The 16,010-nt window shown below is 42.2% G+C and carries 17 protein-coding genes; 3 read left to right on the plus strand and 14 right to left on the minus strand.

Features of this window, described 5'->3' with window-relative positions; translation table 11 throughout:
* Positions 1 to 70 precede the first annotated feature (70 nt).
* The 7 genes from D8797_RS01055 to truA form a co-directional block, all read right to left on the minus strand.
* Complete coding sequence (locus D8797_RS01055) at positions 71 to 715, minus strand: hypothetical protein (RefSeq protein ID WP_125378925.1); 645 nt, start codon at positions 713 to 715, stop codon at positions 71 to 73.
* Positions 715 to 1,446 (minus strand): 23S rRNA (guanosine(2251)-2'-O)-methyltransferase RlmB, encoded by a 732-nt coding sequence (gene rlmB, locus D8797_RS01060; RefSeq protein ID WP_125378926.1) that lies wholly within the window; start codon positions 1,444 to 1,446, stop codon positions 715 to 717. The genes D8797_RS01055 and rlmB overlap by 1 nt, the downstream gene beginning before the upstream one ends.
* A gap of 748 nt (positions 1,447 to 2,194) precedes the next feature.
* Positions 2,195 to 3,478 carry a trigger factor gene (tig, locus tag D8797_RS01065; RefSeq protein WP_005591726.1) on the minus strand — a complete coding sequence of 428 codons (1,284 nt, stop codon included), beginning with the start codon at positions 3,476 to 3,478 and terminating at the stop codon, positions 2,195 to 2,197.
* A gap of 427 nt (positions 3,479 to 3,905) precedes the next feature.
* Positions 3,906 to 4,469, minus strand: coding sequence for a TIGR01440 family protein (locus tag D8797_RS01075; protein WP_125378927.1), 564 nt, complete (start codon positions 4,467 to 4,469; stop codon positions 3,906 to 3,908).
* Between the two features lie 12 nt (positions 4,470 to 4,481).
* Positions 4,482 to 4,964 carry an ECF transporter S component gene (locus tag D8797_RS01080; protein ID WP_125378928.1) on the minus strand — a complete coding sequence of 161 codons (483 nt, stop codon included), beginning with the start codon at positions 4,962 to 4,964 and terminating at the stop codon, positions 4,482 to 4,484.
* Positions 4,954 to 5,715 (minus strand): bifunctional hydroxymethylpyrimidine kinase/phosphomethylpyrimidine kinase, encoded by a 762-nt coding sequence (locus tag D8797_RS01085; RefSeq protein WP_125378929.1) that lies wholly within the window; start codon positions 5,713 to 5,715, stop codon positions 4,954 to 4,956. The genes D8797_RS01080 and D8797_RS01085 overlap by 11 nt, the downstream gene beginning before the upstream one ends.
* Positions 5,705 to 6,454 carry a tRNA pseudouridine(38-40) synthase TruA gene (gene truA, locus D8797_RS01090; protein WP_125378930.1) on the minus strand — a complete coding sequence of 250 codons (750 nt, stop codon included), beginning with the start codon at positions 6,452 to 6,454 and terminating at the stop codon, positions 5,705 to 5,707. Before truA ends, D8797_RS01085 begins: the two co-directional genes overlap by 11 nt.
* Before the next feature lie 121 nt (positions 6,455 to 6,575).
* Between truA and D8797_RS01095 the strand changes: the two genes are divergently transcribed.
* Complete coding sequence (locus tag D8797_RS01095) at positions 6,576 to 7,103, plus strand: NUDIX hydrolase (protein WP_125378931.1); 528 nt, start codon at positions 6,576 to 6,578, stop codon at positions 7,101 to 7,103.
* A 111-nt stretch (positions 7,104 to 7,214) separates the two neighbouring features.
* Here D8797_RS01095 and D8797_RS01100 read toward each other — a convergent pair whose 3' ends face one another.
* The 7 genes from D8797_RS01100 to D8797_RS01130 all read right to left on the minus strand — a co-directional run bounded on the left by D8797_RS01100 (position 7,215) and on the right by D8797_RS01130 (position 14,250).
* The gene (locus D8797_RS01100) at positions 7,215 to 8,366 is read right to left on the minus strand and encodes an FtsX-like permease family protein (protein ID WP_125378932.1); all 1,152 of its coding nucleotides are present in this window, start codon (positions 8,364 to 8,366) and stop codon (positions 7,215 to 7,217) included.
* 3 nt (positions 8,367 to 8,369) lie between these two features.
* The gene (locus D8797_RS01105; RefSeq protein WP_125378933.1) at positions 8,370 to 9,050 is read right to left on the minus strand and encodes an ABC transporter ATP-binding protein; all 681 of its coding nucleotides are present in this window, start codon (positions 9,048 to 9,050) and stop codon (positions 8,370 to 8,372) included.
* The gene (locus D8797_RS01110) at positions 9,047 to 9,625 is read right to left on the minus strand and encodes a TetR/AcrR family transcriptional regulator (protein ID WP_125378934.1); all 579 of its coding nucleotides are present in this window, start codon (positions 9,623 to 9,625) and stop codon (positions 9,047 to 9,049) included. The genes D8797_RS01105 and D8797_RS01110 overlap by 4 nt, the downstream gene beginning before the upstream one ends.
* Positions 9,626 to 9,895: 270 nt before the next feature.
* Complete coding sequence (locus tag D8797_RS01115; RefSeq protein ID WP_125378935.1) at positions 9,896 to 11,251, minus strand: bacteriocin secretion accessory protein; 1,356 nt, start codon at positions 11,249 to 11,251, stop codon at positions 9,896 to 9,898.
* A gap of 14 nt (positions 11,252 to 11,265) precedes the next feature.
* On the minus strand, positions 11,266 to 13,419 hold the full coding sequence (comA, locus tag D8797_RS01120; protein WP_048765893.1) for a peptide cleavage/export ABC transporter ComA: 2,154 nt from the start codon (positions 13,417 to 13,419) through the stop codon (positions 11,266 to 11,268).
* A gap of 364 nt (positions 13,420 to 13,783) precedes the next feature.
* A complete protein-coding gene (locus tag D8797_RS01125; protein WP_260471185.1) occupies positions 13,784 to 14,008 on the minus strand; it encodes a hypothetical protein in 225 nt (74 codons plus the stop codon).
* Between the two features lie 68 nt (positions 14,009 to 14,076).
* The gene (locus D8797_RS01130; RefSeq protein ID WP_125371132.1) at positions 14,077 to 14,250 is read right to left on the minus strand and encodes a class IIb bacteriocin, lactobin A/cerein 7B family; all 174 of its coding nucleotides are present in this window, start codon (positions 14,248 to 14,250) and stop codon (positions 14,077 to 14,079) included.
* Positions 14,251 to 14,475: 225 nt separating this feature from the next.
* Here D8797_RS01130 and rnhC point away from each other — a divergent pair, with 225 nt between their 5' ends.
* Complete coding sequence (rnhC, locus tag D8797_RS01135) at positions 14,476 to 15,360, plus strand: ribonuclease HIII (RefSeq protein ID WP_125378936.1); 885 nt, start codon at positions 14,476 to 14,478, stop codon at positions 15,358 to 15,360.
* A gap of 3 nt (positions 15,361 to 15,363) precedes the next feature.
* Entirely contained in the window at positions 15,364 to 15,996 is a 633-nt protein-coding gene (gene lepB, locus D8797_RS01140; RefSeq protein ID WP_125378937.1) for a signal peptidase I, read from the plus strand.
* The last annotated feature ends 14 nt before the right edge of the window (positions 15,997 to 16,010 follow it).

Genomic DNA, 16,010 nt, shown 5'->3' on the forward strand with positions numbered 1-16,010 from the left:
CTTTGACTGCCACCATATCGGGACTAGCTATTAGAAATTTCTTGCTTTTTAGGAAAGCTATTTCGCTCGGTCAGTCTAGAACAGGACTGACACCTTGAAAACCTTTCAAATCAAAAATATATTGGAAATATTCATCGTGTGAAGCTTTTAAAATCAAGTTTGCCTTGCCATCAAGTAATTCGATACAAATCCATTCCCCATCTAAACACTCAACATTATATTTTTTATCTTCTAAAAATAAATTTGTTAATTGTCCTTCTGGATATTTATTTTGAAAAGAAACCATTCCAGAGTTATCACTTCGGTAAGCAAGCACAGGAACTCCCACTTTTTGATTTCCCATATAAAAGGAACTCATACACCTCTTCTCAGCAAGGCACACATATTTTCCTTTTACATAATTCACAATCTCTTTATTTAAAATTGTAGAAAAATTGAGAATGCTGATCAAATCTGCCTTATCACTGGATAAGGTTTCTACCTCAATGAGGTATTTCAAAGCGCCATTTACCTGATTTCCTTTACCGTATAAATCCGTGCAATTCAAGGAATACTGGGTCAATAAGTCCTCTAAGGGATACTGATCTGCTTCCTCAGTGATTTCAAAGCAAAAGCAATAATTATCTTCTCTTTTATTATGGTAGATGGCATAAATGATCGGCTCAAACTTTTCTGTTTGGTATTTTTCTAACGCATAAGCTCCTAGTACTTGCATTAGCCCACCCGATTTCTAAAAACTTCATACATGAGAATGGCAGCTGCGACGCTAGCATTGAGGCTTTGGACATGACCATTCATCGGGATCGTCAGCATTTCGTCCACCTGCTTCTTGATGTTGCTGGAAATCCCCTTGCCTTCGTTGCCGATGATGAGTGCCAGCTTGCCTGCCGTATTCCACTTTTGAACAGGCGTCCCCTGCATATCCGTCCCAAAAATCCAGAAGCCAGCTTCCTTGAGCTTGTCCAGAGTCTGGCTGAGATTGGTCACACGGGCAATAGGAATGTGCTCGATAGCGCCCGTAGAGGTCTTAGCCACAACTGGTGTCACGCCGACTGCTCGGTGCTTGGGAATGATCACGCCCGTGACATTGGTCGCGTCAGCCGTGCGCAAGATAGAGCCCAGATTATGCGGGTCTGTCAAGCCATCCAAAATCAACAGCAGAGGATTCTCTTCCTGCTCCGCTTTTTTCAAAACATCCGCTAAATATGCATAGGCAAACTCTGATACCCGCAAGACAAAACCTTGGTGAACAGCTCCATCCGTCATCTCCTGCAAGGTTTTCTTGGGTGTCCAAGAGATAGAAACCTTCTTCTCTGCCGCCAAATCTTTCAGCTTGCTCACGTTTTTCCCACGCAAGTCGTCCTGAATGTAAAGTTTATTTCCCGTATTGGCCATCAAGGCCTCGGTCACAGCATGCACGCCGTAAACAATATCATTTTTTTCCATACTAACAGTATATCACAAGCTCCCCAAAAAAATCTGTCTAAAAGCTAAATATCTCTCTAAGACAGCCTAGCATTTCTCAGCAATCAGCTAAAAACTACTTTTCGTTATCCTATTTGTTTTTGAAATAATTCCTTATTTGAGACTTAGAAACCAGCTAGACTAGCCAGTTCCGCTAGCCGTTTTCCAAACAAGAGACACCCCCCTCTCGTCAGACACTTACTTTTGACCAACAGCTATCTCAAGTATCATTTACCTTAAAAACTAAAGGAAAGTGAACGGCCGAGGTCTAGATTACCATGAAGCTATAGGAAAAGTGACCAGCCTAGACCTAGGTTGCCAAGAAACTATAGGAAAATTAGTCAGCCGAGGCCTAGATTGCCATGAATCTATAGGAAAAGTGACTAGCCGAGACCTAGATTGCCATGAATCTATAGGAAAAGTAATCAGCCGAGACCTATATCCCCAAGAAACTATAGGAAAAATGACCGGCCGAGGTCTAGGTTGCCATGAATCTATAGGAAAAATGACCAGCCGAGGCCTAGATTGCCATGAATCTATAGGAAAAGTTGCCAGCCGAGACCTAGATTGCCATGAATCTATAGGAAAAGTGACCAGCCGAGGCCTAGGCTGCCCACATCTTTCTTGAACACTTCTTATTTTGAAACTATCCCTCCAACATCAAAAAAGAGAGAACAAATCGTTCTCTCCTGTGCTTACATTGTCATCCACTAGGGCTGACTAGAAGCTATTATTTTACTTTAGCAGTGCTTGTGATAACTTCAACTGCTTTCTTAACAGCGATATCATGTTTAAGCATTTCTTCTGAAAGCAATTGGCGAACGCGGTCTGCTTCCATATTGTAGTCTGTTGCCAATGAAGTGATTTCTGCTTCAACTTCTTCAGCGCTAGCTTCAAAGCCTTCTGCTTTCGCAACTGCTTCTACAACAAGGTTAGTTTTAGTGCGTGCTGCAGCATCTGCTTCATATTGTTTGTGAAGGTCTTCTTGAGTTGTACCAGTGATTTGGAAGTACATATCAGGAGAGATACCTTGACGTTGCATGTTGCCGAGGAATTCGTTCACAGCGCGATGAACTTCTTCGTGAATCATTTCTTCTGGAAGGTCAACGATTTCTGCATTTTCTACTGCAAGATCAATCGCTGCTGCTTCAACTGCATCGTTGTAAGCTGCTTCTTTCGCTTCTGCTAATTCTTTACGGTATTTTTCTTTCAATTCAGCAAGAGTTTCAACTTCTTCGTCGATGTCTTTTGCAAGTTCATCATCAAGAGCTGGAACTTCTTTTTCTTTTACTTCATGAATTGTTGTAACGAATTTTGCTTCTTTACCAGCAAGATCAGCTGCTTGGTAGTCTTCTGGGAAGGTTACAACAACGTCTACTGTCTCACCAGCTGAGTGACCAACCAATTGGTCTTCGAAACCTGGGATGAATTGACCTGAACCAAGTCCAAGTGAGAAGTTGTCGCCTTTTCCACCGTCAAATTCAACACCGTCAACAGAACCAACAAAGTCGATGACAACTGTATCACCTTCAGCTGCTGCTCCATCTTTCAGAACCAACTCAGCCAAGTTGTTGCGTTCACGTTCAATACGCTCATCAACTTCAGCATCAGTCACTTCCTTAGAAACTTCTACAGATACTTCAAGGTCTTTGTAAGCACCCAATTTCACTTCAGGTTTTGTTACAACATCAGCAGTGATGACCCAGTCTTGGCCTTTTTCCATTGAAGTTACATCAATTTTTGGTTGTGCAACCACTTCAAGACCAGCTTCTTTTACAGCTGCTTCATAAGCTGCTGGAAGCAATGCATTCAAGACATCTTGATAAAGTGATTCTTCACCAAAACGTTGGTTGAAGACTGGACGAGGAATATGACCTTTACGGAAACCTGGTACAGCAATATTCTTCTTAACTGCATTAAAAGCACGATCCAAAGCAGGTTTGATTTGGTCTTGACCGATAGTAAAAGTCAATACTCCACGATTTGTTTCTTTGTTTTCAAATGATACAGACATTCTGTCAGTTCTCCTTCAAATTTTTTGCATACAATCCATTATAACATAAGTAGCAGTTTTTTCAAGCGACACCTTTTATTTTTCGCCTTTTTCCCCTTTCATACGCTAAAATCCAAGCCACATTTTGCTCTTTTTTGACCATTGGCCCAGCTCTTAGCAGACAATATTTTCCTATAACTGTAGATTTATTTCCCTCTCCAGCACGAGAATCAACAGACAAAGTCTACCATTTGGGAAAAGAGAGTGAGACAAAAATCGGTCATTCGTTAGAATTCGATTTCGTCGTCCCACCTCCGCACAGTTGAGTAGGGCGGTAAAAGCTGATGAAATCAGCCTAGTAGAGCCCACTCAACCACTGCGTCTTGCTCGACAATCCAAAGATAATTGAGAGGCTAGGACTTTTGTCCCAGCCTCTTCTCTTCTTCTACTAAGATTTTCGAATCCTATCTTCAATATAAGACGCTCTAGCTCCGCCAATCAACTTGGGACGACTGGCAAGGGCAGTAACGTGAGCCTGACCTAAACTGCGTAGCTGAGGGCGAATCGGAACCTGAACATGCTTGACATGCATTCCGATTGATGTATCCCCCACATCCAAGCCAGCATGGGCTGTAATGAATTCAACCTCCACAGGATCCTGCATATAATCAAAAGCTGCTAGCTGGCCACTCCCGCCTGCATGGAGGCTGGGCAGGACATTGACAATTTCTAGGTCTTTCTTTTCTGCCAATTCTCGCTCTACGACCAAGGCGCGGTTGAGATGTTCACAGCCTTGAACGGCCAAGTAAATCCCCCGAGCTTGCAGAATATCTAACAAGGTCTTGACAATGACCTGACCGACTTCCCTACTGGAGTGCTGGCCAATGTGTCCCCCCATGACTTCACTAGAAGATAGACCTAGGACAAAAATATTTCCCTTGACCAAACCCGCCTTGTCCAAGACATCTGTGGCAATCTGTCTGGTCTCCTTTTCAAGTTTCTCTAAATCCATCTTTGACCTCACTTACTCTGGCTGAAGGGCTCTTTTCAAGACAAGGGGAAAGGCTCTGTAAAGGGCATAGCCGACCACCAAGCCAAAAATATTTTGCATGACATTGCCCCAAATCGCTGCGATAGCTGAACCAGGGCCACTCAAGATGCTACCAAAAAGAGCATAGCCACCGACCATGGCAAGTCCAGCCAAGAGCAAGCCGATATAACGCTGCTTGCCAGTGAAGCCGGCAAAGTAGCCTTGAAGACCATGGCAGATGAGGCTAAAGACCATCCACTGAGGATAGCCCGCCACCAAGTCAATCAAGAGACCGGACAAGCCACCCACCAAGGCTCCTTCCTTACGGCCAAAATAAAATGCGGTAAAGTAAATCCCTGCATCTAACAGGGTTAGAAAGCCAGTTGGCGTCGGGATTTTGAAAAAATTCCCCAAAACAATGGATAGGGCTGTAATGACAGCCAGCAAAGCGATTTTTCTTGTCTGATTATTTTTCATATTGAATAACTCCATACTGATCTGAGCGCTGGATAGCGCGGTAAACAAAATCTTTTGAATAGTTGACGGCTTCAAGAGGTGATTGGCCTGCCAAAAGCTGACTAGCGATGCTAGAAGCAAAGGTGCAACCTGCCCCTGTATTATTATTTGGTAAAACAGGACTTTCCAACAACACAAAGTCTTTGCCATCGTAAAATAAATCAAGGGCCTGATCTTGGCTGAAACGATTTCCTCCCTTGATGACGACATTTTGAGCTCCTAGTTCATGGAGGGTCACAGCCGCAGCCTTGAGATCATCCAGACTCTCGATCTCTGACTGGGTCAGGATCTCTGCTTCTGGTAGATTGGGCGTGATAATGGTCGTATAAGGGAAAAATTTGATCAATTCATCACGAAGAGCCGACACTTCCACATCGTGGGTCTCCTTACAGACTAGGACAGGGTCTAGCACGACTGGTATGCCCGCTTGCTTTTTGACAAACTCCAGAGCCTGATCTGCAATGGCAACCGTTGGTAATAAGCCCAACTTGATGGCCGAAAATTGTACATCTTTGAGCGAAAAGAGTTGCTGCGCAAAGACCTGCTCGTCGGTCGGAAGAACTTCAAATCCCTTGTCCGTCATAGCGGTCAAGCAAGTCACCGCTACAAAACCATGCAGGCCATGGACCGTATAAGTAGCCAAATCCGCATGAAGACCACCACCACTAAAAATATCATTGCCAGAGAGAGCTAAAATCAACTTATTCTTCATAAATAATCTCCTTTAGGTAAAGACCATTAGGCGCTGCGGTTGGCCCAGCTAGCTGCCGATCCTTTTCTTCTAAAATCCGTTCGATTTGGTTAACTGGCATCCGCTTATTTCCAATCTTGAGCAGGGTTCCCACCATGTTGCGGATTTGTTTATAGAGAAAGCCATTACCAGAAAAAGTAAAGACTAGAAAACCACGCTGCGCATCAAAAGTCAGACTGGCCGTTGTAATCGTGCGAACCTTATTTTCCACACTGGTTCCCGAGGCTGTAAAGCCCGTAAAATCGTGCGTTCCCTCCAAGGCTTTGATGGCCTGCTCCATTAGAGGAATCTCCAAAGGATAAGGGTAGTGGGTCGCATAGTGGCGCATCATCGGATTTTTTGGACGACCAATATCCACCAGAAACTCATAGGTCTTGCTGTGCGGCTTGTAACGGGCATGGAAATCTTCCGTCACTTCCTCCACAGAAATGACATCTATATCCTCTGGCGTCTGGGTATCCAAGGCAAAACGCAGCTTTTCTTCATCCCTAGCTGACGGGAGGTCAAAATGAATGACCTGCCCAAGCGCATGAACGCCGCTGTCGGTCCGACCAGCTCCGTGGATAGCAATGGGCTGACCTTTGTTGATACGAGTTAAGGTTTTTTCGATTTCTTCCTGAACGCTCCGAGCATGAGGCTGGCGCTGAAAGCCAGCAAAGTCATGCCCGTCGTAGGAAATAAGGGCTTTATAACGAATCATGCAACTATTTTAACAGGAAAAAAAGCCTGTCGCAAGAGAGAAAGAATACAACTGTCTGGGTACAGAAAGCATTGACAGAAAGAGCGAAATCAAGTAAACTAAAAAACGCAAGGAGGATACTATGGCAAAGGATATTTCTTATAGGCAAGGACAGGAGCGCTTTCGCTATCGGGCTGCTGCACTCATCATTGAGGAGGAATCCCTCTGTGTCATGTCTTCTCCTAGCGAGGACTATTTCTATTCAGTGGGAGGAGCGGTCAGATTTGGAGAGACCTCCGAAGAAGCTGTCCAGCGAGAAGTTTTCGAAGAAACTGGACAAACGTATGAGATTGAAAAGCTGGCTTTTGTCCATGAAAATTTATTTTCCAACTCAACTGGCGTCCTCAAAGGGCTAGACTGTCATGAGATTTGCTTCTATTACCTGATGAAGCCTCACTGCAAGCAATTTGACTATCAACATAAGCAAGAACAAGTCTATTGGATTCCCCTTACAGACTTGGAAAACTATAAAGTATTTCCAAAAGAAATCACACACATCCTCAAGCACCTCCAGACAGGCATCCAGCATATCATCAGTAAAAAAGAGAGTGGGACAGAAATCGGTAATTCGTTAGAATTCGATTTCGTCGTCCCACCTCCGCACAGTTGAGTAGGGTTGTAAAAGCTGATGGAATCAGCGTAGTATAGCCCACTCAACTACTGCGTCTTGCTCGACAATCCAAAAACAATTGAGAGGCTAGGACTTTTGTCCCAGCCTCTTTTATTCTCCCAACATGACCTGCTTAATAGTCAGTTGATCTAGCCTCCTGTTGGATAAATAGATTAAACTTTCATAGACTAAAACAAAAACTAGTAAAGTCATCAGGCAGACTCCAAAATCAAAATCATAGTCAACTTTCTGAGCTATTGATTTTTCCATCAATCTGAGTAAAAGCTGCATAATCCCGTATTGATAGCCCGTTCCTAAGACGAAGCCCAAAAAAGCAAGAAAGCGGTAGGGAGCAAACAAACTCTTATGGCACTCATTTCTGCTATAACCAAAAACCTTCATAATAGCTAGGGTTTCTTGATTTTCCTGCAGGAGTACTCCTAGCGACAGATAGAGGATTGCTACTGATAGGACAGTACCGATTGACATCATCATGATCTGAATGGTTTCATCTGTCAATTCTTTCATACCAAATGATAGCTGAATCATAGCTGAAAAGCACATCGAACCGAAAATGACAAAGAATATCAATAATTTTCTAGACCAGAGCAGACTGGCAGAAAGGTCTTTTAAAAAGGGACGGTCTTTCCTTATTTTCTTTCCTACTTTCCTTTTTGGTGACTTTTTACTAGAGCTGACCCGCTTGAGCAAGTCTAGAGCAGGCAAACGTATACAATAACTAGCGTAGAGGACAGCTAAAACAGCAAAGGCAAGAGTCGGCAAGACAACAAGAAACAGGAAAAGGGGCCAATGTTGCCGAATGGTAATTTCAGGCAAAACTCCGCTTTGATTACGCAACTGATAAAAATGCGGCATCATGACAAACGAAGAGAAATAGCCAATGCTCGTTCCCAAGCCAATTGGAAGACTAAAAAACCAAAACTTTCGAGCAATTTCCCAGTTTTTATAGCCTAGAGCCTTTAAAACTCCTAATTCTGGCTTATGCTGGTCAATAAATTGCCGAATGTAAAAGAAGAGGAGGAGCATCGATGTTAGAGATAAAACAGCTCCGCTAATGGATGCAATTAACCAAGAAATCGCAACTTGAGCATCGTAAGCAGCTCGAATCTCAGGCAACCAATTTGTTTGATCTAGTAAACGGATATCCAGATAAAAATTTAAGAAGAGATTGGTCACAAAGACCGCGCAAAAGCTAATAATTGATACAACGACTAATCTATACAAATCTTTTATTGAAAACATAGCTTACCATCCAATCTCATAGGCCGTCTTGGGCTGGTTATTTGTCTCTATGCTTTGGATCTGGCCGCTATTGATATGGACAACAGTCTTAGCCATCTGAGCAATATTTGCATTGTGGGTCACCATGACCAGCGTAAAACCTAGCTCCTCTTGAAGACTTGAAATATAGGCTAGAATCTGACGACCTGTTGCTTCGTCCAAGGCTCCAGTAGGCTCGTCCAAAAAGAGGACACGCGGTCTTTTAGCTAGGGCTCGTGCAATAGCCACCCGCTGCTGCTCACCGCCTGATAGCTGACTTGGATAATGCTGAAGTTTATCACCTAAACCTAAAGCCTCCAAAATACGGACATAATCTTGATTGCCTGCTAGGTTGGCTCCCATTTTGACATTTTGCTCCACTGTAAGATTTGGAAGCAAGAAATACTGCTGAAAAATAAATGCAATCTGCGCTCGGCGAAAAGCCGTCAATTGAGCTTCTGTCAGCTGGGATAGATCTTCATCACCGTAGTATACATGACCACTGTCTGGTTTTTCTAGGCCTGATAAAACGTTGAGCAAGGTTGACTTTCCAGATCCAGAGGCTCCCAAAATGACCAAGTAATCTTGGTCAACAACCTCTAAGTCGATCCCTTTTAAAACTTCTCTTCCATTGTAGGACTTGCGAATTTCCTTTAATCTAATCATTCTTGCTTTCCTTTCATTTCCTTTAGGAGGGAAGTAAATACTTGCGTTAAGCGTTCTGTCACTTCCTCCTGACTAAAAGAATAAATACCCGATGCTATCATGCTAGCCAAACCATGAGAATAGATAAATAAATGCTGATAAACAAACTCTGCACTCTCTATGGACATGGGATAATCCTCCACAATCGACTCTAATATCTGCTGATAACTGTGGTCTTTCTGAGGCAAAAAGTCCTTGAAAGACTCAATGGGGTGCTTGTGAGGATTTAGATAGAGAATTTTAAAGAGCTGAGGTTCCTGACTGGCAAAAAGGATATAGGCCATGCCAACTGCTCTGAAAGGCTTAGCTCGCTCCAAAGCCGAACGAATATATTGGACCAGAACGAATTCAGCCGCCCGAACAACCGAATGACTCAGATCCTCCATATTTTCAAACTGACCGAAAATAACCTTAGGACTAGACTGTAAACGCTCCGCGAGAGAACGAGCGGTCAAACCAGCCAAACCGTCTTCTCTGACAATCCCTAGAGCTGCTTGGATAATTTCATCACGAGTAAATTTATTTTTAGGTGGCATCAAAACTCCTTTTAGATACAATCGTTGCGCAACATCCGTTTCTTAGAATATGATATCACACAGAACATTAAAAAACAAGTATAAAAAGAAGCCTTTCGGCTTCGATTTTTTATATGATAAATCGCCAAATAAAACGGGATCCTCATTTAGTCAACAAAGGGGTAACAATTCCTCTATCTTTTAGGAATCCGTACAAACCATGGCACAACCATGGTTTTTTCATATTTACGAGATAAGAACTTCAATCAAAACTTATTGACCATTCTTTCTTTAGTCTCTTCTCAAGAATTGATCCAAGTAATAGTCAAAGTAGGTTTTGCTTCCTGTAATGACTACCGCACGACCTTCAATACCGTAACGTATCTTCTTGGCTTGGGTATCCGTTAAGCTTATTTCAGCTTCCACCTTAAAGAAGTTGCCTTTTTCCGTTTTCGTTGCATTGTTGTCAATGTTTGAAATTTTAGATTTGAGAACAAATTCTTTATTATTTCCATCCATTGCAGTGAAACGCAAAGTCTCACCTTTTTTCAGACTAGCTACATCTTTCGAGGTCACATAGGTTGTGATGACGACCTTTTTTTCCTTGGTCAAAACAGGATACAACTGAGCCAGCAACTTCCCTTCGGGAACCAGATTCGCTCCTGCTGTTTCAGGATTTAGGTGGAGAATACCATCTTCAGTTGCTGTGATCATGCCCTTTTGAGTGATACCACCTTGCACCTTGAGATTGTTTTCAACTTCTAAAATCTTTTGATTCAAGGCCGTCAATTCTTGACCAACTTTAGTCAACTGCTGAGCTTTCAAAGATTCAAGCTGACTATCCAAGCTCCCTGAATAAGCCTGCTGAGCACCAGAGCCCGCATACTGCACCCGATAACCTGCAAGAGCTGATTCAAACTGAGAAATCTGACTATCAATTTGCGAAAGAACCTGACTCTTTAGCTGACCTTGACTATCTGCAGCGGCTTGTGTCTCATAAGCCTGATAGATGCTATAGCCTGCATTAGTCGAAGGGACACTTGTCCCATTTTGGATAGCATTTCTAAGAGTCTGGTAATCTGCTAATTTAGCATTTGTTTCATTGATCAAATTCCCCAGCTCTGCCTGTGAATTACTAGCTGCTGAATTTTGAGAAGCAATGGTCGAATTTTGCTGCTCGGTATTACTACGGATACTCGCAGCTTGATTCTTGTAATCATTAAATGCTTGCTCATAGCCGAAGCGATCCTCTCCTGAAAACTGGCTAGTCCCCGTTTTCAGACTTTCTTGCAGCAGCTCCAACTGACGTTTTTGCTCCTTCAAGCTTTCTACTTGAGAGGAGAAGGTTTCTTTTTGAGTATTTTCGCTATCAGACTTATACTGAACTAAAAGGTCCCCTTTTTTTACAACCTTATTTTCCTTCAAATTATTCGTGACAATGGCATTGTTACTGGTTGATTGGATGTTAGCCAGAATCTTGCTAGGTTCAATAGAAGCACCTGAAGTAATAGTGATTTCTTTTTTAGCAAATAGGGAGAATAAGACCACAAAAATCAACAAGAAGAAAGTCGGTAAAATCACGCGCACAGAAAAGCTAGAATATCTACGGTTATAAAATTCGGCACTCTCTAAGTAATGTTCTTCCATCTTCTTTCTCCTTTCTAACTATTCACCAGATGAGCATAGAAGCCATCCTGAGCAACCAACTCTTCATGCGTTCCTTGCTCCACGATTTCACCCTTGTCCAGAACAACCACTTTTTCAGATCGCTCCGCAATGGTCAATCGATGGGCAATGAAAATAATGGTCTTGTCCAACTCTAAAAGGTTGTCAATAATCTTTTTCTCTGTCAAGATATCCAGATTGCTGGTCGCCTCATCAAGGATCAAAACAGGAGCATCGGTCAATAGAGCCCGAGCCAAGGCCAAGCGCTGACGCTGTCCACCTGAAATTCCTGAACCATCCGATGTCAATTCTGTTTGGTAATTCAAAGGCATCCGTTCAATATCTTCGCGAATTTCTGCAATTTCCAGCGCCCGAATGATTTCTTTCTGAGTCGTTCCGGGCTTGGCACCCAGGAGAACATTCTCCAAAATGGTACCATTAAAGACATAAGGCTGTTGCGGCAAGTAATTGATATGACGACGCAAGACATGCTTGTCAATCTGATTAAGGTTGATATTATTAACCAGAATTTCTCCCTCGTTCGGATCATAGAAATTCACAATCATCTTAGCAAGGGTCGTCTTTCCAGAACCAGAAATTCCGACAAAGGCCACCTTGCTGCCTCTTTCAATGGTCAAATTAATATCCGACAGAACGTTTCGTCCATAGCCATACTTATAGCTAACATTTCTCAACTCAATATCGCCCTTGGTCATGCTCAAATCACGGATCGCTTTTTTATCCATAAATTCAGAGTCAACCAGATAAACCTCGTTCAAGCGATTATTGGCAACTTGTGCTGTCTGAAGCTTAGTTTGTAAATTGATAATGTTTTCCAGCGGATTTGTGAAATAAACCAACAAAGTATTATAAGTAATCAGCTGCCCCAAGGTCATTTTGTTGTCCATAACCAAAAGGGCTCCCATCCAAAGGATTGCAACATTCAGCAAGAGCTGAGCTGTCTTCTTCAAACCAATTTGGATATTCTCCATCCGACTATAAGCGAATGATTTCTTCAAATAATCCACAAATTCTCTATCAATCTTTTGATAGCGGAAATCTTCACTTGTCAAGGATTTGATCGTCTCAATCCCATTGATATCTTCGATAATAGAAGAAGACAGAATGGCATTGGATTCCATGGTATCGCGATTCATTTTTTCAAATGGCTTCATGAAAGCGAAAATCACGACGATATAGATCGGCAGCGAGAGCAAACTGATAAAGAACAAGTAAAAGTTTTGCGAGAACAAAACAACCGCCATGACGACAACGATAGACACATCCAAAAAGATGGACAGAATAGTACTAGCCAAGGCATCAATGATACTATTAGCATCGTTGAAGCGCGATACGATTTCCCCTGTCCTTCTTGTCGCAAAAAAAGACATCGGTAGATGAAAGACATGCTTAATATAGGACAAAATCACATCAATCGAAAGGCGTTGGCCTAAAATAAGAAGCAGATAGCTCTGAGCATAAGTTAGGACCTGTTGCAAAATGTAGACAACTATTAGACCGAGAGAAATAATTCCTAAGGTATTCCTCATCTGATTCGGTACGTAAGTATCAATAATCCCCTGCATGTAGTAAGAGCCCACGATATTGATAATCGTCACCAACATCGTTGCAATAACGATATTGGCAATCAGTCCCTTTTGTTTCATTAAAATCGGAACAAAAGACCAGAGACCGTTTTTCTTTTCCTTGTGTGGTCTATATTCTGGCGCTGGGGCGATGAAAATAGAGACACCTGTCCACTCTTGCGCAAACTGTTCCTTAGAAAGTTTGGTCATTTTTACAGCCGGATCCGGATCTGCAATATAAACCGAATGTTTATCGTGCCCAGTCACAACATAATAGTGAAGCAATTTCTTGTCTTTGATAACATGGGCGATAAAAGGATAAACGATCCCCTTCATGTCAAATAAAGACATATCCGCTTTAAAGGCTCGTGTTTCAAAACCTAACTCTTCCGAAACCTTCACTAGCCCAAAAGCAGTTGTTCCTCTTAAAGTTGTCTTGGCCATTTCACGCAAACTGGCCAAAGAATAATAGGAACCATAATAACCATATATCATGGCTAGCGCTGCTACACCACAATCTCTCGCGTCAACTTGAGCCCTATAATGACGCTTTGTAAATCTCATACAAACTCCTTTATTCACAAAAGTGTAAATTTGCTTTTATGGAGAGTGACCCTCGCATAAAAACTCCTAATTAGTAAACATACTATTCAATAAAAACTGCTTGTCAACTTTATTCATAGCGATTCTCTCCAGTAAAAAAACAAGTACAAATTAGGAGGAAGAGCTTTCATAACAAGCAAAAATAGATATCTCTATCATACACTAATGTGGCGTATTTTTCCAATGGTATCAGTCGTTTTACTCCATGTAAACATAAAATTACTAAAAAAACAGACATAAAGTAACTTTATCAGACCATTCTACACTAAAAAGCCTCTTGTCCCAATCAAGACGAACAAGAGGCTCTATGTCGAAACAAAAAATATTAGTTAAAAATTCCTTGGTCTGCGCCGCCACCGTTGTTAGCGCCACCACCGTTGCTAGAGCCAGAACGTGATCCAATTCTAGAACGAATACGACCATATGCACGAATAGCAAGTCCACGTACAGTGCGACCAACTTCACGACCGATATCAAATACGGCACGTACAAGGTCACCACCGACCCATCCACCTTCTACTTCAACCAATTCAGCTTCAGTAAGAGGCATAAATTTTTGATCTAATGATTTAAAATCTTTGTTCATAAAATTCACCTTCTTCTATTTGAAATATTAAATTAGTTGAAAAGTCCTACTAAGAAACCTGAAACCAATGAGCCACCCAAAATAGCCAATGATACTGTGAAAATATCAACAGGGATACCGTAGAATGCCCATCCACCGTCGATCATCATCATTTCTTCTTCAGTCAACGCAGCAAATTGATTGTCCATCATAGCAAAGTTTTCCATATGTGTTCTCCTTTTTTACAAGGCTTCCTTAACCTTGTTAATATATTGTTTGTGGTCAGTTTTATTCAAACATCGCTTCAACACCTATATTATACAACAACCCTATCGGGTTCAACATGACATCGATGTCATGTTTAGAAGAAAAATGTGTAATTTTTTCATAATCTTTTAAATATCCTATTTTTCCCATTTTCCCTAGTTTCATTTTGTGGTACAATAGGGGCTATGGAAAGTATTACTTTGAGTCCTAAACGAGCGGAAATTGAGGCTTTTGTCCAGAAATATCAAGACAAGCTTGTGCCTAGTAAAAATCAGTATATCCAATATCTACTGAAATTCAACCAGGCAACTGTCAGTATCTATACTTCTGGCAAGGTTCTTTTCCAAGGAGAAAAAGCTGGTCACTATGCTGCTTTTTTCGGTCATCAAGCCGAGGAAACAAGCAAGATCGATCAGAACATTTCCCTTATCGGTACTGATGAGGTCGGAAATGGCTCTTACTTTGGTGGTTTAGCAGTTGTTGCTTCCTTTGTCAGCCCAGAACAACACACTTTCCTGCGTAATCTGGGCGTGGGCGACTCAAAGACCTTGACCGACCTTAAGATTCGGCAGCTGGCTCCAATTCTGAAAAAAGAAATCCAACATCAGGCTCTGCTCTTGTCACCAGAAAAATATAACGAAGTGATTGCCTCTGGTTACAATGCTGTGTCTGTCAAGGTAGCTCTTCACAATCAAGCCATTTATCTACTGCTGCAAAAAGTGTTGACACCAGAAAAAATTGTCATTGATGCCTTTACCAGCCAGCAGAATTATGACAAATACCTGAAAAATGAGAAGAATCATTTCCCAAATCCCATTAGCCTCATTGAAAAAGCGGAAGGAAAGTTTCTAGCTGTCGCCGTTAGCTCCATTATAGCTCGCGATCTCTTTCTGGAAAATCTGGAAAATCTGAGTCAAGAGCTTGGTTATACTCTTCCGAGCGGGGCTGGGAGTAAGAGTGATCAAGTTGCTTGCCTGATCCTCCAAGCCTATGGAATGGCTGGTCTCCAGCATACCGCTAAACTTCATTTTAAAAATACAGAAAAAGCTAAAAAGCTCTTAGAAAGGTAGACTATGAAAAACAAACGCTTTGACTTCCGTGCCTTCCTCAAGGAGTGGGGAGTCTTTACCCTGATTATCTCTGCCATCTTGCTCACTCGCTGGCTGCTCTGGGCACCTGTCAAGGTAGACGGTCACTCTATGGATCCAACCTTAGCCAATGGTGAGTATTTGATGGTTTTGAAACACCAGTCTATTGACCGTTTCGATATTGTTGTAGCCTCCGAAAAGGATGACGATGGCAAAAAGAAAGAAGTCGTCAAGCGGGTGATTGGCCTTCCGGGTGATACCATTCAGTACGAAAACGACACCCTCTATATCAATGGTAAGAAGACTGATGAACCTTATTTAACAGATTACATCAAGAAATTCCAAAAGGACAAGCTCCAGTCTACCTATGTAGGCAAGGATTACACGGACAACGGAACTTTCTTCCGCAAGCTAGCTTCTCAAGCCCAGGCCTTTACCGTGGACAAAGAGGGCAGCCCTGTCTTTACCATCAAGCTCCTAGATGACGAGTATCTGCTTTTAGGTGACGATCGAATCGTGTCCAAGGATAGCCGTCAAGTAGGTGCCTTTAAATCCAGTCAGATTCAAGGCGAAGCTAAATTCCGCATCTGGCCAATCCTACCTTTCAAGACTTACTAATACTTAAGAGTATA

It is taken from the genome of Streptococcus cristatus (genome assembly GCF_003944225.1).
GTDB lineage: Bacteria > Bacillota > Bacilli > Lactobacillales > Streptococcaceae > Streptococcus > Streptococcus cristatus_K.